At 63.3% G+C, this 24,010-nt stretch carries 20 protein-coding genes; 6 read left to right on the top strand and 14 right to left on the bottom strand.

Features of this window, described 5'->3' with window-relative positions:
* Positions 1-48: 48 nt before the first annotated feature.
* The 12 genes from J4D25_RS15995 to J4D25_RS16050 all read right to left on the bottom strand — a co-directional run bounded on the left by J4D25_RS15995 (position 49) and on the right by J4D25_RS16050 (position 12,889).
* Positions 49-924, bottom strand: coding sequence for an SDR family oxidoreductase (locus J4D25_RS15995; protein WP_057714081.1), 876 nt, complete (start codon positions 922-924; stop codon positions 49-51).
* Positions 925-1,086: 162 nt separating this feature from the next.
* Positions 1,087-2,235 (bottom strand): acetyl-CoA C-acetyltransferase, encoded by a 1,149-nt coding sequence (locus tag J4D25_RS16000; RefSeq protein WP_057714080.1) that lies wholly within the window; start codon positions 2,233-2,235, stop codon positions 1,087-1,089.
* A 167-nt stretch (positions 2,236-2,402) separates the two neighbouring features.
* Complete coding sequence (locus J4D25_RS16005) at positions 2,403-3,458, bottom strand: acyl-CoA dehydrogenase family protein (RefSeq protein ID WP_057714079.1); 1,056 nt, start codon at positions 3,456-3,458, stop codon at positions 2,403-2,405.
* A gap of 10 nt (positions 3,459-3,468) precedes the next feature.
* Positions 3,469-4,635, bottom strand: coding sequence for an acyl-CoA dehydrogenase family protein (locus tag J4D25_RS16010; RefSeq protein WP_057714078.1), 1,167 nt, complete (start codon positions 4,633-4,635; stop codon positions 3,469-3,471).
* A 10-nt stretch (positions 4,636-4,645) separates the two neighbouring features.
* Positions 4,646-5,401 (bottom strand): enoyl-CoA hydratase family protein, encoded by a 756-nt coding sequence (locus J4D25_RS16015; protein WP_057714077.1) that lies wholly within the window; start codon positions 5,399-5,401, stop codon positions 4,646-4,648.
* A 9-nt stretch (positions 5,402-5,410) separates the two neighbouring features.
* A complete protein-coding gene (locus tag J4D25_RS16020; RefSeq protein ID WP_057714076.1) occupies positions 5,411-6,478 on the bottom strand; it encodes a nitronate monooxygenase family protein in 1,068 nt (355 codons plus the stop codon).
* A gap of 2 nt (positions 6,479-6,480) precedes the next feature.
* Positions 6,481-7,353 (bottom strand): enoyl-CoA hydratase, encoded by an 873-nt coding sequence (locus J4D25_RS16025; protein WP_057714075.1) that lies wholly within the window; start codon positions 7,351-7,353, stop codon positions 6,481-6,483.
* A gap of 23 nt (positions 7,354-7,376) precedes the next feature.
* Positions 7,377-8,165 (bottom strand): CoA-transferase subunit beta, encoded by a 789-nt coding sequence (locus J4D25_RS16030; protein ID WP_057714074.1) that lies wholly within the window; start codon positions 8,163-8,165, stop codon positions 7,377-7,379.
* A 12-nt stretch (positions 8,166-8,177) separates the two neighbouring features.
* Positions 8,178-9,059 carry a CoA transferase subunit A gene (locus J4D25_RS16035; protein ID WP_057714073.1) on the bottom strand — a complete coding sequence of 294 codons (882 nt, stop codon included), beginning with the start codon at positions 9,057-9,059 and terminating at the stop codon, positions 8,178-8,180.
* 11 nt (positions 9,060-9,070) lie between these two features.
* Complete coding sequence (locus J4D25_RS16040; protein WP_057714072.1) at positions 9,071-9,967, bottom strand: VOC family protein; 897 nt, start codon at positions 9,965-9,967, stop codon at positions 9,071-9,073.
* Between the two features lie 477 nt (positions 9,968-10,444).
* Positions 10,445-11,566, bottom strand: coding sequence for an LLM class flavin-dependent oxidoreductase (locus J4D25_RS16045; RefSeq protein ID WP_057714071.1), 1,122 nt, complete (start codon positions 11,564-11,566; stop codon positions 10,445-10,447).
* Between the two features lie 138 nt (positions 11,567-11,704).
* The gene (locus tag J4D25_RS16050) at positions 11,705-12,889 is read right to left on the bottom strand and encodes a flavin-dependent monooxygenase (RefSeq protein WP_057714070.1); all 1,185 of its coding nucleotides are present in this window, start codon (positions 12,887-12,889) and stop codon (positions 11,705-11,707) included.
* A 1,245-nt stretch (positions 12,890-14,134) separates the two neighbouring features.
* Here J4D25_RS16050 and J4D25_RS16055 point away from each other — a divergent pair.
* The 6 genes from J4D25_RS16055 (at position 14,135) to J4D25_RS16080 (ending at position 20,806) form a co-directional block, all read left to right on the top strand.
* Positions 14,135-14,650: a flavin reductase family protein gene (locus J4D25_RS16055; protein WP_057714069.1), complete on the top strand. Its 516-nt coding sequence runs from the start codon at positions 14,135-14,137 to the stop codon at positions 14,648-14,650.
* A 9-nt stretch (positions 14,651-14,659) separates the two neighbouring features.
* A complete protein-coding gene (locus J4D25_RS16060) occupies positions 14,660-16,339 on the top strand; it encodes an FAD-binding protein (protein ID WP_057714068.1) in 1,680 nt (559 codons plus the stop codon).
* The gene (locus tag J4D25_RS16065) at positions 16,327-17,082 is read left to right on the top strand and encodes a glucose 1-dehydrogenase (RefSeq protein ID WP_057714067.1); all 756 of its coding nucleotides are present in this window, start codon (positions 16,327-16,329) and stop codon (positions 17,080-17,082) included. Before J4D25_RS16060 ends, J4D25_RS16065 begins: the two co-directional genes overlap by 13 nt.
* Positions 17,083-17,095: 13 nt before the next feature.
* On the top strand, positions 17,096-18,178 hold the full coding sequence (locus J4D25_RS16070; RefSeq protein ID WP_057714066.1) for a ferredoxin--NADP reductase: 1,083 nt from the start codon (positions 17,096-17,098) through the stop codon (positions 18,176-18,178).
* A 228-nt stretch (positions 18,179-18,406) separates the two neighbouring features.
* On the top strand, positions 18,407-19,153 hold the full coding sequence (locus tag J4D25_RS16075) for an SDR family NAD(P)-dependent oxidoreductase (RefSeq protein ID WP_057714065.1): 747 nt from the start codon (positions 18,407-18,409) through the stop codon (positions 19,151-19,153).
* 72 nt (positions 19,154-19,225) lie between these two features.
* Complete coding sequence (locus J4D25_RS16080) at positions 19,226-20,806, top strand: FadD3 family acyl-CoA ligase (RefSeq protein ID WP_057714064.1); 1,581 nt, start codon at positions 19,226-19,228, stop codon at positions 20,804-20,806.
* A 388-nt stretch (positions 20,807-21,194) separates the two neighbouring features.
* Here the strand turns inward: J4D25_RS16080 and J4D25_RS16085 are convergent, their stop codons facing one another.
* Together J4D25_RS16085 and J4D25_RS16090 are read right to left on the bottom strand one after the other, a co-directional pair.
* Positions 21,195-22,073 (bottom strand): SDR family NAD(P)-dependent oxidoreductase, encoded by an 879-nt coding sequence (locus J4D25_RS16085; protein WP_057714063.1) that lies wholly within the window; start codon positions 22,071-22,073, stop codon positions 21,195-21,197.
* Positions 22,070-23,812 carry an FAD-binding protein gene (locus J4D25_RS16090; RefSeq protein ID WP_057714062.1) on the bottom strand — a complete coding sequence of 581 codons (1,743 nt, stop codon included), beginning with the start codon at positions 23,810-23,812 and terminating at the stop codon, positions 22,070-22,072. The genes J4D25_RS16085 and J4D25_RS16090 overlap by 4 nt, the downstream gene beginning before the upstream one ends.
* Positions 23,813-24,010 lie beyond the last annotated feature (198 nt).

Below are 24,010 nucleotides of genomic sequence, written 5' to 3' on the forward strand. Positions count from 1 at the left end.
ACGTGGGCCGATTATAGCCATGCACACGCCTCCCGAGACCGGTCTTTTTCAGCTGCCGTAAACTTTGGCCGCAGGAACCGCCTGCGTCATCAGTTGAGCGACGGCATCGCCCATCTCGCCGACCGCCCAGCGGCCCTGGCGATCCAGTTGCGGACCACGGCGCCAGCCATCGGCGATCGACAACTTGCCGCCCTCGACTTCGAACATCTGCCCGGTCACCTCGGCGGAAGCCTCGGAGCCGAGCCACACCACCAGCGGCGCGACGTTTTCCGGGGCGAAATAGTCAAAGCCCTCTTCAGGCTTTTTCATGGTGTCGGCGAACACTTGCTCGGTCATCCCGGTGCGCGCGGCCGGCGCCAGGGCGTTGGCGGTGATCCCGTAGCGGCGCAGTTCAGCCGCCTGCACCAGCGTCAGCGAAGCAATGCCGCCCTTGGCCGCCGCGTAGTTGGACTGACCGATGGAGCCCTGCAAACCGGCGCCGGAGCTGGTGTTGATGATCCGCGCATCGACCTTGGCGCCGCCCTTGGCCTGCTCACGCCAGTACTTCACGGCGTGGCTGGAAATGCAGAAATGGCCCTTGAGGTGCACGGCCACCACGGCATCCCAATCGGCTTCACTGAGGCTGGCGAACATGCGATCGCGGCAGATGCCAGCGTTGTTGACCACCACGTTCAGGTCGCCGAAGGTTTCGATGGCCTGGCGTACGATCAACCCCGCCGAGTCATAGCGGGTAATGTCATCGCTGTTGGCCACGGCGCTGCCGCCCTGGCCGAGGATTTCGCCGACCACGGCCAACGCCGCTTCACGATTGATGTCGTTAACCACTACTTTTGCACCTTCGGCGGCGAAGGCCAACGCGTAGGCACGGCCCAGACCACCGCCGGCACCGGTGATGATCACGACGCGGTTTTCACAGATTTTCATGTTCTACATCCTTCAAATTCATCACGGGTCGCCACAATTCCCTGTAGGAGCGAGCCCGCTCGCGATGGTCGTTAACGAATACGCGGGGTATCTGAATAACCGCATCGTTTTTGAGTCCATCGCGAGCAGGCTCGCTCCTACAGGATCGGTGTACATCCTGGTTTACAAGCGTTCGATGATCGTCACGTTGGCCTGACCGCCGCCTTCGCACATGGTCTGCATGCCGAAGCGTCCGCCGCTGCGCTCCAGTTCATGCAGCAAGGTGCACATCAAACGGGTGCCGGTGGCGCCCAGCGGATGGCCGAGGGCAATCGCGCCGCCATTGACGTTGGTTTGTTCGTGGGGGTAGCCAGTCTCTTTCAACCAGGCCATGGCCACCGAGGCGAAGGCTTCGTTGATCTCCACCCGGTCAATGTCTTCGAGCTTCATGCCGGCGCGCTTGAGTGCGTAGGCGGTGGCCGGGATCGGTGCGGTGAGCATCCAGATCGGGTCTTCGGCGCGCACGCTCAGGTGATGGATGCGTGCCCGTGGCGTCAGGCCGTAACGCTTGAGCGCCGCCTCCGAGACGATCAGCATCGCACTGGCCGCGTCGCAGGTCTGGCTCGACACCGCGGCGGTGACCCGGTCACAGCCAAACAGGAATTCCAGCTCGGCCATTTTTTCCAGGCTGGTCTGGCGCGGGGTTTCGTCATGCAGCACACCGGCCAGCGGCACGATCTCGCGGTTGAAGCGGCCTTGCTCGATGGCCTGCAAGGCACGTCGATGGGACTCAAGCGAATAGGCTTCAAGTTGCGCCCGGGACAGGTCCCACTTTTCGGCGATCATCTGCGCCGAACGGAACTGCGTTGGGGGTTGCGCGCCATAGCGCCTCACCCAGCCTTCGGAACCGCTGAACGGATCGGTGAAGCCCAAGGGTTCGGCGGCGATCATCGCCGAGGAAATCGGGATCTGGGTCATGGTCTGCACGCCACCGGCGATGACCACATCCTGAGTGCCGCTCATCACCGCCTGGGCGGCGAAGTGCACCGCTTGCTGCGACGAACCGCACTGGCGATCGATAGTGGTGCCCGGCACCGATTGCGACAGGCCGGCCGCCAGCCAACTGGTGCGGGCGATGTCACCGGCCAGCGGGCCGATGGTGTCGACACAGCCGAAGATCACGTCGTCGTAATCCTCGTCGGGAATGGCATTGCGCTCGACCAGCGCGCGCAATACGTGGGCGCCCAGGTCGGCGGCGTGGATCTGGCTCAGACCACCTTTGCGCCGCCCGGTGGGCGTACGCAGGGCGTCGACTATGTAGGCTTCAGGCATGGTCTACCTCTGTGAAAAATTGAAATCTGGTATTAAGAGCGCCGAAAAACCTGTGGGAGCGAGCTTGCTCGCGATTGCGTCAGTTCAGTCGACAAAAATGTTGAATGTGCTGCCGCCATCGCGAGCAAGCTCGCTCCCACAGGGATGTAGTCACCCTTACTGACGGGTTAGAACGTACTGCCCACACCCAGCGCAGGCTTGCCGTCCAGCAACACAGCGCGAATCCGCCCCTTGTGCACACCGCGATCGCCCCAGACCTTGTCCAGCGCCCAGGCGCGCTTCATGAACAGATGCAAGTCGACTTCCCAGGTGTACCCCATGGCGCCGTGGGCCTGGATGGTGTTCTTCGCCGCAAGCATGGCCGCTTCCGCCGTTGCCAGCTTGGCGTGGGAGACGAATACGTCCTGATCTGCCTGCTGCTCTGCGAGCGCATAGGCGGCGCGATACAGCGGGCCTTTAGCGAACTCGATCTGCACCGCGACGTTAGCCATCAAATGCTTGACCGCCTGGAACGACCCCACCGGTTTGCCGAACTGCTTGCGCTCGAAGGTGTAGTCCACCGCCAGGTCGACCATGCGCTTGGCCAGCCCGAGCAATTGCGCGGCACTGGCGAGGGCGCCACGGTTGAAGGCAGCGGCCCACAAACGCCGGCCTTGCTCGCCACTGGCGACGCAGGTAGCGGGCGTTGGCGTCCACTCGACCTGGTACAACTGACGGCTCGGGTCGACCGACTCGTTGCGGGTCAGGCGCACGGCATCACGCTCCAGCGCATGCACTTCATCGCCATGGGCCAGCAACAGCAGATCGGCGACATGGGCATCGCTGACCAGCGGGTTGCCCGGCTCGGAAACCGCGAGACGTGCACGGCCCTCGGCCACTCGCGACAGCCATTTTTGTTTGAGCGGGGCGTGTTGCTCATCCAGGGCGGCGAGCAACGGCACGCCGACCAGCATGGTGTCCACCAGCGGCTCAGGCAGACCGGCGTAACCGCATTCCTGGGCAATCAGCACGAAGTCCAGCTCATTCATGCCCATGCCGTCCTGTGCCTCGGGCACGGTCAGGGCGGTCAGGCCCAGTTCCACCAATTGCGCCCAGAGTTGCTCACTGCGCCCGCTGTCGCTCTGCCACAGTTCGCGAATGCGTTCCGGGGTGACTTCGTTGATCAGAAAGCTGCGGACGTTGTCCTGAAACAGCAGTTGGTCGCGGCTGAAACTAAAGTCCATGGTCTATTCCTCAGGCACGCGGCATGCCGAGCATGCGTTCGGCAATGATGTTGCGCTGGATCTCGTTGGTGCCGGCGTAGATCGGCCCGGCCTGGGCAAACAGGAAACCTTCCAGCCAATGGCCGACGTCACCGGCGGCCGGAGCTTGGGGCAGCAGTTCGCCACGCAAACCGAGAATGCTCATGGCGGTGTCGTGCATGCGCTGGTCGAGTTCGGACCAGAAGATCTTGTTGGTCGACGATTCCGGCCCGATCTTGCCGCCCTGCACCAGCTGCGAGGCGGTCATGTAGGTGCCCAGGGTGTAGGCCTCGGCATCGAGCCAGGCGCGCATCACTGCTTCGCCAATGGCCGGGTCGCGGTCGGCCTGCTCGCGGTTGGCCAAGTACAACTGCACCAGGCGCTTGGCGGTTTCCTGGAAACGCGCAGGCGAGCGCAGCAACAAACCGCGCTCGAAACCGGCGGTGGACATCGCCACGTGCCAGCCCATGCCTTCGCCACCGAGGGCGTTCTCCACCGGCACCTTGACGTCGTCGAAGAAAATCTCGGCGAAACCCGGCAAGCCATTGAGCTGCGGAATCGGCCGCACGGTGATCCCCGGCGTGTTCAGCGGCAGCAGGATGAACGTCAGGCCGTGATGGCGCTGAGACTGCGGGTCGGTGCGGAAAATACCGAAGGCCCAGTCAGCCCACACCGCGCGGGTCGACCAGGTTTTCTGGCCGTTGATCACGTAGTGGTCGCCCACCCGCTCAGCCTTGGAGCGGATCGCCGCCATATCGGAGCCGGCTCCCGGCTCGGACCAGGCCTGGGCCCAGATGTCTTCACCGGTGGCCATGCGCGGCAGGAATCGCGCTTTCTGCTCTTCGCTGCCGTACTCCATCAGGGTCGGGCCGAGCAGGAAGATGCCGTTCTGGTTGACCCGTGCCGGCGCCCCGGAACGGTAGTATTCCTCTTCGAAAATCAGCCACTCGATCAGGTCGCAACCACGGCCACCGAGTTCGGTCGGCCAGGTGACCATGCCCCAACGGCCTTCATTGAGCTTGGCTTCCCAAGCGCGGTGCTCGGCAAAACCTTGCTCGGTGTCGAACGATTGCAGCGGTTCACTCGGTACATTGGCCGCCAGCCAGGTCCGCGCATCAAAGCGAAAGGCCTGCTGGGCCGGGGTATAGGTCAGGTCCATGGATATGCCTTCAGCCGTTGAATCGGGCATCGCGTTTCTCGACGAACGAGTCGCGTGCTTCCTGAGAGTCCAGTGAGCGGTAGGCTTCGAGGGTGAAGCCCTGCTCCCAGCGGTATTTGTCTTCCAGATTGCCGTCTTCGATGCCGCTCAGCGCTTCCTTGGCCAGGCTGATCATGCCCGGGCTCTTGGCGGCGATGGTGCGGGCGATCTGCAACGCGGCTTCGCGCAAGTCTTCGCGCTTGACCACCCGCTCCACCGCGCCCAGACGGTACGCTTCGGCGGCGTCGATGGCCTCGCCGGTGAAGTACATGTGGCGGACTTTCTGCACCGGGAACAACCGCTGCAAATGCGCACCGCCGCCCATGGCCCCACGATCCACTTCCGGCACGCCGAAGGTGGCGCACTCGGACGCGACGATGATGTCGGCGGCGCCGCAGATACCGATGCCGCCACCGAGCACGAAGCCGTGCACGGCGACGATCACCGGTTTCGGGTTGCGGTGGATCGCCTTGAAACTGTCGTAGTTGCCCTTGTTCACCGCGACGATCAGGTTGCCGTCGGCGGCCAGTTCCTTGATGTCGACCCCGGCGCAGAAGCCGCGCCCTTCGGCCCGGATCAGGATCACCCGCACCTCGGCATTGCGCCCCAGGCTTTCGATTTCGCTGGCGATATCGGCCCAGCCCTGGCAGTTGAAGGCGTTGACCGGTGGTCGGTTGAAGACCAGTTCGGCAATGCCGTTATCGATGCTGACGCTAAATGGTTTCATGCTTTCCCCTTACGACACACGGCGGCACAGCTCGCCCAGGCGCACTTCGGCGTCGCGGACGATCTGTTCAATCAATTGGGCGCAGCTGGGCAAGCTGTCGATGGAGGCGGCGATCTGCCCGGCGGGCAAGACGCCCGCGGCCGGTTGGCCATCGACCATGGCTTTCTGGATCACCATCGGCGCGTTGGCGGCCATGATGCTTTGCGCGGCGGTCAGCTCCCCGGCGCCGCGCATCTTCAAGGCACTGCCGAGCAACTGAGTCAGGCTCATGCCGGTGTGGCGGCGGTAGGCCAGGCCACTGCGCAATGCCAGCAACAGGCGCTTGAGGCCGCCGCTGTTTTCCAGTTGGTTGAGCAATTCGTTGCGGATCATCCGTTGCGGCATGCCGTCGATGGCGCGGCTGATGATGATCGCCGCCGGGTCCTTGACCGCCAGGTAACGGGCAAGCGTCGCCTGGGGCACCGGGCTGTCGGCGCACATCAGGAAGCGCGTACCCATGGCGATGCCTTCGGCGCCGTAGGCCAGGGCAGAAACCAGGCCCCTGCCGTCCTTGAAACCGCCGGCCGCCACCACGGGCACCGACACCGCATTGACCACTTGATCCAGCAGCATCGAGGTCGGCACGGAGCCGGTATGCCCACCGCCCTCGCCGCCCTGTACGGTCACCGCATCGGCGCCCATTTCCACGGCTTTCTGCGCATGCTTGAGCGCGCCCACCGTGGGAATGCACACCACGCCGGCGTCCTTCAGGCGACTGATCATTTGCTTGCCCGGCGAACGGCTGTAGCTGACCGCCCGGACTTTGTGACGCAACACCAACTCGACGATCTCGCCGGCGTTGGCCTGGTACATGTGGAAATTCACCCCGAACGGCTGATCGGTCAGGCGCCGGGTTTCGATAATCGCCGCTTCCATCTGCTGCGGTTCGATGGTCGCCCCGGCCAGGAAACCGAAACCACCGGCATTGCCCGTGGCCGCCACCAGTTTCGGGTCGGCGACCCAGCCCATGGCGGTCTGGATGATCGGATAACGGCACCCGAGCAGTTGTGTCAAACGGGTATTCAACGAGATCGCCATGCTCACGCCTCGCCCGTTTTACGCTGGGAACTGGCCATGGCCTTGGCGTCGTAGCCGCCGAGGCGGTCGCCGGACACCAGTTCGTTGTGGGCATGAGCGAAGTGATGCAGACCGAACACCATGTCCATGGTCGCGCGCTTGCCCATCAGGTCTTCGGCGTTGTTCACCGCCTGCTTGCTCAGCTGCAGGCCCAGGCGCGGCATCTGTGCGATGCGCCCGGCGATGTCGAGGGTCTGTTGTTCCAGCTCGTCGCGAGCAACCACCCGATTGAGCATGCCCATCTGATAGGCACGCGGTGCCGGCATGCGCTCGCCGAGGAACAGGAACTCCTTGGCGATGCGCGGATTGAGTTCATGCACGTGGGCGAAATACTCGACCCCGGGAATGCCCATGCGCACCACCGGATCGGCGAAGTAAGCATCCTCGCTGGCGACGATCAGGTCGCAGACCCAGGCCAGCATCAACCCACCGGCAATGCACGCGCCCTGGACCATGGCGATGGTCGGCTTGGGCATCTCGCGCCAACGGCGGCACATGCCCAGATAGACTTCCTGCTCACGGGCATACAAAAACTCGCCGCCCGGTTTGTTCACATGGTCGTACCACAGGCTGGCGCGGTCGAACGTCTTGTCGACGTCGCGGCCCGGGGTGCCGATGTCATGCCCGGCGGAGAAATGCTTGCCGGCGCCACGCAACACAATGACCTTCACTTCATCGTCATCGCAGGCCCGGCGAAACGCCGCGTCCAGCGCATAGGTCATCTGCGAGTTCTGCGCGTTGTGGAACTCGGGGCGGTTCATGGTGACAAGGGCCACCGCGCCTTGCACTTCGTAAAGCACCACGTCGGCCTGGTCTTTATCGTTATTTTCAGCCATCACTTTTCTCCGCAACGCCTTGCTCAGCGTTGGCCTGGCGGGTTGTCTTTGAGTTGCAGGGCGCGCAGGTTGTGCGGGTCCAGACGCTGGATCAGCTGCAACTGCTCGGCCGTCGGCGCGGCAGTGGTCGGGCAATCGTCCGGCACGTGCAGCTCGAAGCCGGTGTTGTCCTGGACTTGCGCCGCCGTCACGCCGGGGTGCAGCGAACGGATGCGCATCTGCCGTTGCGGGCCCTGGAAATCCAGCACGCAGAGGTCGGTGATGATCAGGCGGATGTCGATGTCGTTCAGCGACCAGCCCCGTGCCAGTCGGGCCGGGTTGTAGCCGACCGAGGCGACCATATCGACCTCGCCTTCGACGAATAACCGGCGGTTGTGGCTCGGTACGCAAAACGAGTTGGCGTGGCTGATCGAGTTGCCGGGGAAACCGCGTACACCGAGCATCTGCGCCTTGGGTTTGGCGTAGTCGCCGATGCAGGAAATGTTGGCCTGACCAAAGCGGTCGATCTGGGTCGGGCCCACCAGGGCATGGCGCTTGCCGCCCCAGACGTTGTCGAAAATCCGCGAGAAACCCATCCAGCTGTCACGCTTGGGTTCATAGCCTTTGCGCGCGCCCAACGGCACCGGCTCGGCAACCATGTAGGCTTCGGAGTCGGTCATCAGCAGTTGCGGGTTGCTGGTCAGCATGGCCAGCGAAGCGGCCAGACGCGGAATCACGCCGATGCCGGAGGCCAATACTTCGCCGTCTTCGCGCCAGGCTTCGGAGGCCGCGCAGATCATCAACTCGGCGAGGCTGTAATCAGTAGTGCTCATCGGAAGGTTCCCTTAGAAAATCGGCAACGGCAGTTCACGGATCGCAGCCAGGCCGCCGACCTTTTCCAGATACTGTTCGTGGGTGCAGTCGACGTAGTCGCGGACATAGCCCTGCCAGCCATCGGCCGCCTGGACCGTGGCGTTGTAGGCCTTGAAGTGCGCGACGTCGAAACCGTACAGCGGCGCGCACGAAGACGGATGCGCCCCGCCCGGCACATGGGCCACGGCGGTGGTCAGGTTGCGTTCCCAGAACACCTGATGCGCGTGGGCGCTGTCCTGATGGAAATACTCGCTGTCGACCAGCTCATCGCAGGTCACGTAGCTGTGGGTCGCGGCCCGCACGAACAGGTCGTCCATGTAGTGATCCGGACCGCTGATCTGGCACACGCCGCGTGCATCGGCACGGTCGACGTGCACCAGCGCCGCGTCGAGCTTGAGCGCCGGCATCGCCACCCAGTCCTTGCCATCGGCATAGGGCGAGGCGATCAACTTGATCTGGCGGTTGTGGCGCAACACATCGGTGCCCAGGCCCACCGCCGTCGGAATGAACGGCACATTCATCGCCGCCGCGCGCAGACCGAGCAGCAGCATGCCTTCGTCGATCTCCATCACTTCCAGCGCCGCTTCCTGGCGCGCCTTGCGGAAGTATGGTTCCAGCGGAATAAAGTCCAGGGAAACGAAGGCGAACACCAGTTTCTTGATCTTGCCGGCCGCGCAGAGCATGCCGACATCGGCACCGCCGTAGGCAACCACGGTCAGGTCCTTGAGGTCCGAGCGCAGGATCTCTCGCACCAGCGCCATCGGCTTGCGCCGCGGGCCCCAGCCACCGATACCGATGGTCATGCCGTCACGCAGTTGGCCGACAATCTCGGCGGTGGTCATTTGCTTGTCCATCGTCATGTTCCTCATTGGCGACCGACACTGAAGTCGTGGCCCCAGTGGCTGACCACGGTGCTTTCGAACGGCGTGTGGCGGTCCCAGTCGACCACCAGGCCATCGCAGCCGTATTCCAGGTCAAACCCGGACGGGGTCTTGATATAGAAAGAAATCATCTGGTCGTTGGTGTGCTGGCCGAGGGTGGCCGACAGCTTCACGCCATTGGCGTGGACGCGGTCCAGGGCGCGGCCGACTTCGTCCAGCGCGTTGACCTCGACCATCATGTGCACGCAGCCGTGGGGCATCGGGCACTCGAAAATCGCCAGCGAGTGGTGGCGGCCGTTGTTGCAGTGCAGGAAGTGGATACGCTTTTGCGGCTCGGCCGGGTCCGGGGTGAAGCGGACTTTCATCAGGTCCGACAGGCCAAAACCCAGCACCTGTTCGTAGAAGTCGCGGCAGCGCTCGAAGGCAGGTGCCGGCAGCACTACGTGGCCCATGCCCAGTTCGTTGGTAACGAACCCTTTGACGCCCACCGGCGAGACGAAACGGGCGAAGTCCTGCAACGGGCCCCAGAAGATTTCGTGACGGTTGCCATCCGGGTCGCTGAAATGCACCAGCTCCTGGACCTTGCGCAGCTCGGCCTCGGCCGCGGTACCACGGGTCACTTGCACATCGGCCTGTTGCAACTCGCTGACCGCCTGTTCCAGCGCCGCCTTGCCGGCCACTTCCCAGCCGCAGGCACCGAAGCCGTTCTCGACGTTCTTCTGCACCAGGATGCGGTAGTGGCGCTCGTCCATCTTCAGGTACAGGTGCGCGTCGTCATCAGAGCCGATGACCATCATGCCCAGCACCTGGCTTGCGTAATGGCGCCATTGCGCCAGGTCGCTGGATAACAGGGTGACGTAACCCAGACCACGGATATCCATGGATGCACTCCTCGTTTTTCTCAGGCGGTGCCGCCCTTCGGCGACTGCCGGGGGAGACTTTATGTAGGGCCTATTCAAACGGGTTCGGGGAGGGGCAACATCGTCCAATGGGACTAGCGGAAATGATGGCGCGGAACCTGAAAAACCTGTGGGAGCGAGCTTGCTCGCGATGGGGCCATACCACTCAACATCGATGTTGAATGCAAGACCGCCATCGCGAGCAAGCTCGCTCCAACAGAGGGCATGTGATGGTCAAGTTAGTGCAGGCATAAAAAAACGGGCCTTGGGGACCCGTTGGAAAATTGGCCTGACGTCCGTGCCAGGCCTGAAATGCGTTCAACTGTAGGAGCGAGCCTGCTCGCGATGGTCGCCAACGATAACGCTGCAAGCCTGGCACCCCGCGGCGTTCTCCGGTTTATCGCGAGCAGGCTCGCTCCTACAAGGGGTATGCGGTGTTCATGCGTTTAGCGTCAACTATCACGCCTTGCGGAAATGCGGAATCACCTTCTCGCCAATGTTCTTCAAGGTCTCCAGCTGCGCCCACTGCGGCACGGTGCCCATCTGGCAGATGAACAGGATTTCGTCGGCGCCGGCATCGATCAGGCGCTGCACGTAGCCGATGCAATCCTCGACGGTGCCGTAGGCGTGGTTCGGGTTCATCATGGCCATGGTCGGGTCGGAGAAGTCGACACTGACTTCTTCAGAGGCGAAGCGCGACTTGATCACGCTCTGGCCATTGCCATCGACGAAGGTGTCGTCCTTCCACTTCTCCGGATCCGGACGCTCGCCACCGCCGTACCAGTAGCCCAGCGACTCCATGAAGTAACGCTGGCCACGGATTCCGATGCGGCGCGCTTCTGCGTTGTCGTCCAGCACGATGGCCGGGCACAGCGCGGCAATGTGACGGTTAGGGCGGAAGCCCACTTGCTTCTTTTCATCGCGGTTGTCGTAGGCCGTGTGATACACCTCAACCTTCTTGGCGATTTCTTCCGGGCCACCAAAGCCCAGCACCAACGCGCCCATGCCGCGACCGCCGGCATTTTTCAGCGACTCGGTGTTGGTGCACGCCAGGTACATCGGCGGGTGCGGGTCCTGATACGGCTTTGGATGGATCGGACGCTTGGGGATCTGCACGAAGTCGCCGTTGTGCTCGATCTCGTCCTGCACGAACATTTTCGGAATCAGGTACATCATCTCGTCGACCTGCGGCTGCAAGGTCGCCAGGTCGTAACCGAAGGTGCCGGCTTCCTGCTGGGTACCGCCCTTGCCCACGCCAAAGTGCACACGACCCTTGGACAGCAGGTCGAGGGTGGCGATGCGCTCGGCGACCTTGACCGGGTGGTTCATCGCCGGAGGCAGGCAGACCACGCCGTGGCCGATACCGATGCGCTCGGTTTTACCGGCCACGAAAGCCAGCATGGTTTCCGGCGCGGACATGTGCGAGTAGTTGCTCAGCGCCGTGTGTTCCACGCACCAGAAGGTGTCAAAACCCAGCTTGTCGGCCAGCACGGCCTGCTCGACGGTGTCTTCGAAAATCTTGCGGTCGCCTTCGCGGCTGGAGTCCACCGTCTGGGCTTCGTAAATCAGGGAAAATTTCATGGTTGATCCTTGTGCTTATTTGGATGCGCAGTCGGCGCCGTAGACCTTCGCCTTACCGCCAATGCTCGGGCATCGGCGGGGCGCTCGAATCACGCAAACGGACTAGCCCGATTCATAGAAAAGAGCTGTACGCCAGCGTCAGAGGAAAAAGTCGCTGCTGTCCTGCCCCATGCTGACCCCGCCGAGGTTCCAGGCGTACTTGGCCGGGCTGTTGGCGACGTGGGCGCGACCGGTGTGAATATCACGGAACGCTCGGTTGATCGGATGGCTGCGGAAGATCGTCGAAGCACCGCTGTTGAACATCAGGTCACCAGCGGCCTTGGCGCACTTGTCGGCCACCAGCGCCGAGTCGTAACGCATCTTCACCCGCTCGGGCATGCTCAACGGCTCACCCTTCTGCGCGCGCTCCAGCATCAGGGCGAAGTTGCGATGCAGCACGGTCTTGCACTCATCGACGCAGACCATGGCGTTGGCCAGCGCCGATTGCGCGGCCGGGTCCTGGACCATCTTGCGGCCGTCATTGACCCCGACCCGGGCGCGGTTGTGCTCGACAAACTGATCCACCGCGCCTTGCAGGGCACCGATGGCCGAGGACGAAACCGCACGCACGAAGATCTGCCCGAATGGCAGGCGGAACAACGGCGCGGTGTTGACCGCATTGCCCGGACTGTTCTGCATGAAACCATCGAGGGCGCGATGGGTGCGGTACTCGGGAACGAAGGCGTTCTCCACCAGAATGTCGTGGGAGCCGGTGGCTTCCAGGCCCATGACGTTCCAGTTGTCGAGAATCTGGTAATCGCTGCGCGGCACCAGGAACGTCCTATAATCCGGCGCACCGCCCGCCTCTTCCGGCGGCACCAGCGCACCGAGGAACGCCCACTCGCAATGCTTGCTGCCGGAGGAAAAGCCCCAGCGACCGCTCAATTTGAAACCACCCTCGACCCGCTCGACCTTGCCCACCGGCATATAGGAAGAGGAGATCAGCACGCTGGAATCCCTGCCCCAGACATCCTGCGCGGCGCGGTCGTCGAACAGCGCCAGTTGCCAGTTGTGGATCGCCACCACCCCCAGTACCCAGGCCGAGGACATGCAGCCTTCGGCAAGGGTCATCTGTACGTCGAAGAAGTCCTTGGGCTCCAGCTCATAGCCTTCCCAACGGGACGGTTGCAGGATGCGAAAGAACCCGGCGTCCTGGAAATCCTTCAGGGTTTCTTCGGGCAACTGGCCTGCTTGCGCGGCATTCAGGGCACGTTCACGCAGGATCGGCACCAACTCGCGGGCACGTTGGCTCAGACGCTGGCGAATCAGGTCTTGGTTGAGCATTTTTATTGTTCTCCTTTGTTCACCCCATCCGCCGGGGCGCGCGTGCAACGGGGCGGATGTAGCGCCCCTACACTGGCATTCAAACAATGCGCAACGCAGGGGACATCCCTCAAACGGACCATGTGGGATTGGGGAACTGGTCTTTGGCGGTGTATCTGGACGGGATGTGTTGCTTGGCAGGCTGCCATCGCGAGCAGGCTCGCTCTCACATTGGGTCTCCGGTTTAACTCGGGACCTATGGCCACTGAAGATCCCGGTGGGAGCGAGCTTGCTCGCGATGGCTTTGTGTCAGGCGATAAGTGTTTTGTGGGTGTACATATCCGTTGCTGCGGTAACGGCCACTCAGGGTTCCGCCCTTACGGCGGGTCACTTGGAAAAGCCCCAAGTAACCAAGGGCTCCTGCCCCTTTCGTTCGGTGCCTCGCTTAGGCTCGGCATGCCCTCGCTCCGGTCCTGCTCCGTGTGCCCGCCGCCATCGGCCATCCATGGCCGGGGGCGGCTAACCCGGCATCCATGCCGGGTTGCCCACTGCGCAGAACCTCCACTCGGCCTCACGAGGGGGCGTACACCGCAGCAGCGCCCGAGGCGGCCTACCGGCCGGCCTGTTTGCTGGATGCGTTCGTCTGTGGGGTACCTCGTCGGCTAGCAGGCCGCTATCGCGAGCAAGCTCGCTCCCACAGGTATCGAGTACATCTGCAAGATTTCGGTCGGCTGGCAGGCCGCCATCGCGAGCAAGCTCGCTCCCACAGAAGAGCAGAGCAAAAGCAGAGCATCCCGCACCACCGCGTCGCTTCTCACCACTCATCAGGCCGAGCGTTAGCTCGCCTGCAGCTTTTGATCTTGATCCACCCGCCCCCTCGGCAGGCTGAGTGGAGGTGTTCATCCGGGGATTGGCGCGCAGCGCCGTTCGACGCAGTCGAACTCATTGCATGTAGGTCGAAGCGAAGCCGACCGGAGGGCAATGCCCCCGGATGAATGCCGCAGCGAAGGAACCCCGAGCCTCAGCGAGGGGCCGTACGTAAGGGGCGAGACTTTTTGGTTCCTTTTGTGTCGTTTGACAAAAGGGACTCGCCGTAAGGGCGAAACCGCCAGCCGCCGTTACCGCAGAAACGGATATGTACTCAATCAACCAAGAGCCTGGTCGGCCCAGAGGCCGCCAAGGCCTAGTCCCCTCGGACGATGCTCCAGACAAGAGCCAGAGCAAGAATCCATCGCACTCCCCACCCAACAAAAAAGGCCCAGTGCGATGAACGACGTCAATCTCAAAGCCGACATGCTCCAGGCCATGCGCCGCCTGGCCAAGTCAGTCACCATTATCAGCACCAGCAACGGCACCGAACGCTTCGCCATGGCCGCCACGGCCGTCGACTCGCTGAGCACCGAGCCACCATCGCTGCTGATCTGCGTCAACAAGACCGCCTCGCCCCACGCCGCACTGGCGACCGGTGCCGACTTCTGCGTCAACATCCTCGGCGTCGAACAACAAGACCTGGCCAACCTGTGCAGCGGCGCGATCAAGGGCGAAGCGCGCTTCGACCGCGGCAACTGGCTGACCAGCCCCGGCGGCATTCCTTACCTGGGTGACGCACAGTCGGCGATCCTCTGCCGCCAGGACGGCCACTTCAGCTACGGCACCCACACCGTTTTCATCGGGCGCATCCTGCAGATCCACACCACCGCCGAAATCACCCCGCTGGTCTACCTCGACGGCAGCTACACCACCACCGCCAAACCCGCACCCTCTCTCGCTGCTGCTGGCTGAGGCCCGAACATGGACAGCCTGAACGGGTTGACGGCGTTGCGAGTGAACAGCGCCGACCAGTTGCCATGGGATGACCGTTGCGACTTGCTGATCGTCGGGTTTGGCGGTGCCGGCGCCTGTGCCGCCATCGAAGCCAGCACTCGCGGCCTGTCAGTGCTCGCACTGGATCGCTTCGAAGGCGGCGGCGCCACGGCGCTCAGTGGTGGCGTGGTGTACGCCGGTGGTGGCACGCCGTATCAGCGTCAGGCCGGCTATGAAGACACCAGCGAAGCCATGTTCAATTACCTGCGTCAGGAAGTCGGCGAAGCCGTCAGCCACGCGACATTGCGCAATTTCTGTGACGGCAGCCGCGAACAACTGGCCTGGCTGGAGCGACAGGGCGCGGCGTTCGAAGCCAGCGTGCCGCCGCATAAAACCTCGTACCCTAGTGACCAGTACTACCTCTATTACTCTGGCAACGAAGCCGTGCCGGCCTATGCCGCCAGCGCCAAACCGGCACCCCGTGGCCACCGCACCAAAGGTCCGGGCATGTCCGGCGCCAGCCTGTTCGCCCCGCTCAAGGCCAGCGCCTTGCGTCACGGTGCGCGCCTGCGCAGCCAGTGCGAAGTGCGGCGACTGGTGCTCGACCTCGACGACAAGGTCATCGGCGTCGAAGCCTGGCAGTTGCCTTCCGGCAGTCGCGCAGCCCGACAACATGCGCGTCTGTCGCGCTGGGCCGCCGCCATTCATATGTACGCCCCCGCATTGGCTGACCGCTTACGCGCCCGTCAGCGTCGCATCGAGCAGACCAGCGCCATTCGGCAATTGATTCGCGCCGAACAGGCGGTGCTATTGAGCAGCGGCGGTTTTATCTTCAATCGCGACCTGGTGCGCCAACACGCGCCGCAGTACCTGGCCGGGTTGCCCCTGGGCGCCACCGGGTGCAATGGCAGCGGCATCGCCCTGGGCCAGAGCGCCGGGGGCAGCGTGGCGCGGATGGACAAGATCAGCGCGTGGCGTTTCATCAATCCGCCACTGGCCTGGGCCCGCGGGCTGATCGTCAATGCCCGCGGACAGCGTTACGCCAACGAAGAAATCTACGGCGCGACCCTCGGCCACGCCATGGTCGAAGAACAAGACGGTCGCGCGATCCTGGTGCTCAACCGTGAGCTGATGCGCGAAGCGTTGCGTCAGGTGGGCCCGGGCAAGGTGTGGAATTTCCAGCGCCTGCCGGTGCTGCTCAATCTGCTGTTCAACGCCAAGCGCAGCAACACCCTCGCCGGATTGGCCAAGCGCTGCAACCTGCCGCCCGAACTGCTGCGCCAGAGCGTCGAACGCTATTCCCGCGCGGCACACGGTGAGGTCGCCGACGAGTTCGGCAAATCCGCCGCAATGCTTGCCAACCTCGACCAAGGCCCTTGGTACGCCCTCGACCTATCCTTCGACAGCAAACTCTTCCCCTGCCCGGTCATCACCCTGGGCGGGCTGAAGGTCTGCGAGGACAGCGGTCGGGTTCTGGACCACGCCGGCCAGCCAATAAACGGTCTCTACAGCGCCGGCCGCAATGCGGTCGGGGTCGCTTCCAACCTGTATGTCTCCGGCCTGTCCCTGGCCGATTGCATTTATTCCGGTCGCCGGGCTGCCGCCCACGTGGCCGACCAATTCGCACTTCAAACCGCACGATCAGGAGAACAACAATGCAACGTGTAGAAGGCAAAGTCTGCATCATCACCGGCGCCGCCAGCGGCATCGGTCGCGAAGACGCCCTGCTGCTGGCCCGCGAAGGCGCCAAAGTAGTACTGACCGACCTCAACGAACAGGCCGGTCGCCAGGTGGCTGCAGAAATCGGCGCCAACGCGCTGTTCATCCGCCACGACATCGCCAGCGAAAGCGATTGGCAACAGGTGATCAAGACCACCGTCGAACACTTCGGCCGTCTCGACGTACTGGTCAACAACGCCGCGATCCTGGCCCTGGGCAGCATTGAAGACACCACGCTGGAGCTGTGGCAGAAGGTGCAGAAGATCAACGGCGAAGGCTACTTCCTCGGCTGCAAGTACGCGATCCAGGCGATGAAGGAAACCGGTGGCGGGTCGATCATCAACATGTCGTCGGTGGCCGCGTTGGGCGCGATGCCGATGTTCTGCGCTTATTCGGCGTCCAAAGGCGCGGTCGCGGCGATGACCCGTTCGATTGCCCTGCACTGCAAGCAGCAGGGTTACCGCATCCGCTGCAACAGCGTGCACCCCGATGGCGTGAACACGCCGATGACCCAGGCCCTGGCCGGTGGTCAGCCGATCCCGCAGGAAGCGCTGGACCAGGACCCGATGAACCGCATGGCCGCGCCACGGGACATTGCCAACGTGGTGCTGTTCCTGGCCACCGACGAGTCGCGATTCGTCAACGGTGCCGAGATTCGCGTCGACAACGCCCAACTGATCAGCAGTCTCTGAGGTCGAGGTGAACATGGGCACGCAACAACAGAACCTGACCCCGGCCGAGCACACGACGGCAAGCGTCTCATTGCAAGTGTGCGCGGTGATCGACGAGACCCTGGATGCGCGCTCGCTGGTGCTGGACGTACCGCCAGCCCTGCGTGAGCGCTTTCGCTACAAACCGGGCCAGTTCCTGAGTTTTCGCGTGCCCTTCGCCGGCAAACTGTTGACCCGCTGCTACTCCATGGCCAGCTCGCCCCTCGCGGACGCGCTGCCCAAGGTCACGGTGAAACGGGTCGACGGTGGCCGGGTGTCGAACTGGATGAACGAAGTGCAGGTCGGCGACTGGCTGGAAGTGCTGCCACCGGCCGGGCATTTCTGCCTGGACCCGCAGGCGGACACCGAAAAGCCCCTGGTCTTGTTCGGGGGCGGCTCGGGCATCACCCCGGTGTTTTCCATTCTCAAATCGGTGCTGCACAGCAGTCGGCGACCGATCAAGTTGATCTACGCCAACCGCGATGAGGCGTCGGTGATTTTCAAGGACGAGCTGTGCCAGTTGATCAAGGCGCATCCTGATCAACTGCACGTGGTGCATGTCCTCGATTCGGTGCAGGGTTTTTTGACGGACCATCAGGTCCGTCATCTGCTGCGCGGATCGGCCGGCGGCGATTACTTCATCTGTGGGCCGGGACCGTTCATGGACACCGTGGAGCGCACGCTGCTGGCAGTGGGCGAAGCGGCCGAGCGGATCCATGTCGAACGCTTCGTCTCGCCGCCGGACCCCGATGAACTGCTGGCCGAAGAGGCCGTGGCACGAGCGGCGGCCATGGATTCGCAATGCGAAGCGCTGATCGTCGAGCTCGATGGTCAGCAACACGAAATTGCCTGCAAACCCGGCGACACCCTGCTGCAAAGTTGCAAGGCCGCCGGTCTGGACGTGCCGTCGTCCTGTGAAGAAGGTTTTTGCGGGGCCTGCATGTGCGTGGTCAGGGAAGGTGAAGTCCAGTTGGCGCGCAACGACGTCTTGACCCCGAAGGAACTCGCCGACGGCTGGACACTGGCCTGCCAGAGCCGACCGACCGGTGCCCGGGTACGCCTTAAATTCCCCGACTGAGACCCTCCCCCCCTGTAGGAGCGAGCATGCTCGCGATGGTCGTCAACGATAACGCGGGGTATCTGAATACCCGCGTTGTCAGGGCATTTTTCGCGAGCATGCTCGCTCCTACAGGAAGGCATGATCAAAGGCGCTCTGTCGCCTTAGTCCCAATGGACGATCACCCAGGCCGGGTCTGCGGTTAGACTCGACCACAGCATTAGCCCACAAAAATAAAGAGGTGCAGTTATGGCTCGTTTGCAGAATAAGGTCGCGGTGGTCACCGGCGGCGCTTCGGGTATCGGTCTGGCCTGCGTGCGCCGTTTCTCGGCCGAAGGCGCGCAAGTGATTGGGCTGGACATCGGCAGCGCACCGGCAGACTTTCCCGGCCTGTTCATGACCCTGGACGTGCGCGACGAAGCGCAGGTACAGCAGGTCATGCAAGAAGTCATCAGCCGCTTCGGGCGCATCGACGTACTGGTCAACGCCGCCGGCGTCGCCGACCAGGGCAGCGTAACCCAGACCACCACCGCCAACTGGCAACGGGTGATGGACATCAACCTGACCGGCAGCATGCTCACCAGCAAATACGCACTGGCGTCGATGGTTGAACAACGCAATGGCTCGATCATCAACGTCGGTTCGATCTTCGGCCTGCAAGGCTGCGACGGCAACGTGGCCTATAACGTGTCCAAGGGTGGCATCAACCAGCTGACCCGCTCGATGGCCATCGACTACGGCTACGCCAACATTCGTGTCAACGGCCTGTGCCCCGGCCTGATCGAAACGCCGATGACCAGCATGGTCCGCGACAATGACGCGTTCCACGCCTTCTTCGCCTCGCAGCACATGCTCAACCGCTCCGGGCAACCGGAAGAAGTGGCCAACGTCGCGCTGTTCCTGGCGTCCGACGAAGCCTCCTTTGTCAGCGGCCAGATGATCGCCGTGGACGGTGGTTTCTCCGCCGGTCGCCGTTTCGCCCCGCCCGCCCAGTAATTCGCAATCCGGCCGGGCGCCCTGCCCGGCCTACTCCCTTTTTCGTACTTGTCTTCTAACCGGGGAGGCCCCATGCCGCCTGTCGCCACCGCACTGACCATTGCTCAACTGTTCGCCAACGCGGCCCAGGCCTACGGCGACCGCCCGGCCATCGAGGACGCGGACCACACCATCAGCTACCGACAACTGGACCAACTGCGCCGCCAGGCTGCCCGCGCACTGCTGGCCCTCGACGTACAGGTCGGGGACCGCGTGGCGATCTGGGCGCCGAACGTGTGGGAGTGGATCGTTGCGGCTGGCGCCCTGCAAAGTGTCGGCGCCGCCCTGGTGCCGCTCAATACCCGGATGAAGGGCAGCGAGGCCGGCTACATCCTGCGCGAAAGCGGCACCTGTGTACTGTTTGCCATCGGCGAATTCCTCGGCGCGGACTACCCCGGCATGCTGACGCCGGAAGACCTGCCAGCCCTGCGCCACATCGTCAGCGTGCGTGGTGCCAATTCGGGCACCCTGGCCTGGGAGCGGTTTATGGATCTGGCGGCCGATGTGCCGCAACTGGCCCTGCGCACCCGCGAACAGAGCGTTGGTCCGCAGGCCTTGTCCGACGTGTTGTTCACCTCGGGCACCACTGGTAAACCCAAAGGCGTGATGACCAGCCACGGCCAGAACCTGCGAATCGTGCGCGACTGGAGCGATATCGTCGGTTTGCGCGAGGGCGATCGCTACCTGATCGTCAATCCGTTTTTCCACTCCTTCGGCTACAAGGCCGGCTGGCTGGCAGCGCTGATGCGTGGCTGCACCCTCCTGCCGCAACAGGTGTTCGACGTGCAGGCCGTGCTCGAATGCGTGCAGCGCGAACGCATCACCGTGTTGCCCGGGCCACCGACGTTGTATCAGTCGTTGCTTGCCCATCCGCAACGCAGTGAATTCGATCTGAGCTCCTTGCGCGTGGCGGTGACCGGGGCGGCAGCGATTCCGGTGGAGATGATCCACCGCATGCGCGACGAACTGGGCTTTGCCACCATCGTCACCGCGTATGGCCTGACGGAAGTCTGCGGGTTCGCCACGATCTGCCGGTCCGGCGACTCGGCGGAACTGGTCGCCAACACCAGTGGCCGGGCGATGCCGGGGGTGCAAGTGCGCTGTGTCGGCAACAGCGGTCGCAGCCAGCCGGCCAACATTCCCGGTGAAGTGCAGATTCGCGGCTACAACCTGATGCAGGGCTATCTCAACAACCCCGAAGCCAGCCAGGAAATTCTCGACGCCGACGGCTGGCTGCACACCGGCGACATCGGCATGCTCGACGAACAGGGTTACCTGCGCATCACCGACCGCCTCAAGGACATGTTCATCACCGGTGGCTTCAATGTGTACCCGGCGGAGATCGAACAGTGTTTGCTGACCTATCCGGGCGTGGCCCAGGCAGCGGTGATCGGGATTCCCGACGAACGCTTGGGCGAAGTGGCGATGGCGTTTCTGCTGCCTGCTCCAGGTATGGAAATCGAGCAGACCCGATTCCTCGCCTGGTGCCGTGAGCAGATGGCCAACTACAAGGTTCCGCGTCGGGTGCAGGTGCTGCAGAAGATGCCGATCAATGCGGCGGGGAAAGTGACCAAGAATGTGTTGCGCGAGTGGGCATTGCAGCCAGTCGACTAAACACAATCCCTGTAGGAGCGAACCTGCTCGCGATGGTGTGTCAGTCGACATCAATGCAACTGATAGACCATCGCGAGCAAGCTCGCTCCCACAATGTTCGAGGGTGTACACAGGTTTCGAGTCCGACACAGATCAACTGTGGGAGCGAGCTTGCTCGCGATAGCGTCAGGTCAGTCGAGATAGATGTTGGCTGACACTCCGTCATCGCGAGCAAGCCCGCTCCTACAGTGTTCGGGGGCGTACACAGATTTCGAGTCCGACACAGCTCAACTGTGGGAGCGAGCTTGCTCGCGATAGCGTCAGGTCAGTCGACATAGATGTTGGCTGACACTCCGTCATCGCGAGCAAGCCCGCTCCCACAGGTTTTGTGTGTGCCGAGATGACGTAGTTAAACCACCCGCGCCGGATGCTGCTGGCGCGGGTCGCCGAGCATGGCGCGGTGGGACGGTGGCTGGCGGCCTTCGGCTTCGCTGATGCCGTAGCCAGGGGCGATTTCGGCGGTGATCAGGGTCTGCCCGGACAACGCCATCAACTGCGGATCATTGAGCAAGGCATGAATCACCCGCCCGTTGAATTGCGGGGTTTCGGCGTGGGCCAGAAACGCCTGGTACTGCTCGCCATGCTGTTCGCCGGCAATCTTCGTACGTTCGGTCAGTTGCGGGCCGAGCCACAGCGACAATGCCGCCACGCCCTGCCCTTCGAAATCGATCGCCATGTCCGCCGCCAGCTTGTCGACGCCGGCCTTTTGCGCGCCGTACGCCGGGCCATGCATGTAGCACCCGGCACCGAACGACGAAGTGAAGCAAATCAGCCCTTGTGCACTTTTGAGCAACAGCGGCGCGGCATAGAAGCTGGCGATGTAGGCCGAGCGCAGGCCGACATCGAGAATGCGCACCAGGTCCAGCGGTTTAGCCCAGAACGGCCCTGGCTCGATCAACTGGTCATGGATGAACGCGGCGTTGTTCACCAGCAGATCCAGATGCCCGCACTCATTTTCCACACGGGTAAACAGCGCCTGAACCTGCGCGTCATCGGCGTGATCACAGACCACCGCGATACCGCGCCCACCGGCGTCGGTGATCGCGGCGGCGGTGTCCTCCAGCGAGCCGCGCAAGGCATGCCCGTACAAATTGGACCCACCCTGCGCCGGGGCGCGACCGGTGACATACACCGTCATGCCCGCCGCTCCAAGGGCCAGGGCAATGCCCTGACCGACTCCGCGACTGGCGCCGGTCACTACGGCGATCTGTGGACGCTGGTTGTTCATTCGACACTCCCGGACAAGGTTTTCGCCGAAGCGGTTTCGCTCTGGCGCTTGATGTGATTGGCGGCCAGGTAACCGAAGGTCATGGCCGGGCCGATGGTCGAACCGGCACCCGGATAGGTGCGGCCCATCATCGAGGCGGCGCTGTTGCCGATGGCGTACAGACCGTTGATCGGTTCGCCGTCTTCATGCAACACGCGGGCGTGCACGTCGGTCAGCAGGCCACCCTTGGTGCCGATGTCGCCGGCGTCGATGCGCACGGCGTAGAACGGCCCCTTGAGCAACGGCGCCAGGCACGGATTGGGTTGCACGTTCGGATCGCCGTAGTAGCGATCGAACAGTGATTCGCCCTTGTGGAAATCCTCGTCGACGCCCTGCACGGCCATGCCGTTGAAACGCTGCACGGTGCGCAACAGCCCGCCAGCGTCGACGCCGATTTTCGTCGCCAGTTCTTCCAGGCTCGACGCCTTGTGGAAGTAATCACGCAAATGCTCGGGCAATTGCCAATCGCGCTGGGCATAGCCCGGCAACAAGGCGCCGCACGGATATTTGCGGCGGAACTCGGCGTCGAACACCATCCAGCACGGCACGCTCGCGGCACCTTCGCGGTTGTTGGCGTACATCGCGTAAACGATATCGGTATAGGGCGCGGCTTCGTTGACGAAACGCTCCCCCGCCGCGTTGACCATCACACACCCCGGCAGGGTGCGTTCGACGAACAGCGCCCGCTGTTTTTCTTCGCCCTTGACGTAAGTGGTCGGCGCCCACCAGCTGTGCTCCATCAACGCGGTCCGAGCTCCGATGGCCTGGCCAGCGCGAATACCGTCGCCGGTATTGTTGGGTGGCGTGGCACTCCAGTTGGCCCGGGACGGCTGCGGCAGGTACTGCTCACGCATTGCCTGGTTACGCTCGAAACCACCGGCGGCGATGATCACCCCGTAGCGCGCCTTGACGTTGAGCAACTGACCGTTGCGATTGACCCGTGCCCCGCCGACCCGGTCGCCGACCAGCAGCAGCTCTTCGAGTGCACAATTGAGCCACAGCGACTTGCCGCGATCCTGCAACGAACAGCGCAAGGCACCGATCAAGGCATTGCCCAGGGTCAGGAAACGGTCGCGACGGGATAAACGCCGCCCCTCGCGATCACGCCAGTAGCGCCACATCACCCGCAGGGTCAGGCGCAACCAGCCGGGGCCACGGCACAGCAGCACTTGCGCCTCTTTCATGGTCATCGCCATGCGTCCCATCATCAGGGTGCCGGGGGACGGTGCGCGCATGCGCAAAAATTCTTCGCCGAGTTCGGCGGCATCGAACGGTTGCGGATCCATCGAACGATAGCCCGGTTTTCCGCCCTCGACTTCCGGGTAGTAATCGGCGTAGCGCGGTTGCGCCTCGAAGCGCACGCGGGTGTGTTTTTCCAGGTACTCGACCATCTCCCGGCCGTGTTCGACATAGGCTTCGATGCGCCCATCGTCGATCTCGCCATGGGTCACGGCGCGGATGTAGGCAATCGCTTCGGCCGCCGAATCACTGCCGCCAATGGCGTTGATCCGGTGGTTGTTGGGGATCCAGATGCCGCCGCCGGACACCGCCGAGGTGCCGCCGTACTCGCCGCTCTTTTCGATCAGCAGCGCATTCAGGCCCAGGTCGTGGGCGCGCAGCGCTGCGGTCATGCCCCCAGCTCCCGAGCCAATCACCAACACATCACAGCACTCGTCCCATTTGATCCCGGCAGCGTTCATGCGATCACCCTTGTTCAGCGCCCATCAGGCAGAAACCGCCACCGCCGGATCTTCGCCCGGTGCAGTCGGTCTCGGGATTGTTCGCCCCGTGCGCCGGGTGTTCATCGTCCGATAAGACTAAGGCCGGGACTGCGCCCGCCCCGTACAAATCGCTTAGTCCGCTTGGACGATGTTGCGCGCAAGTCGTGACTCCATAGT

The organism is Pseudomonas sp. GW456-L13 (assembly GCF_017350115.1).
Classification (GTDB): Bacteria; Pseudomonadota; Gammaproteobacteria; order Pseudomonadales; family Pseudomonadaceae; genus Aquipseudomonas; species Aquipseudomonas jessenii.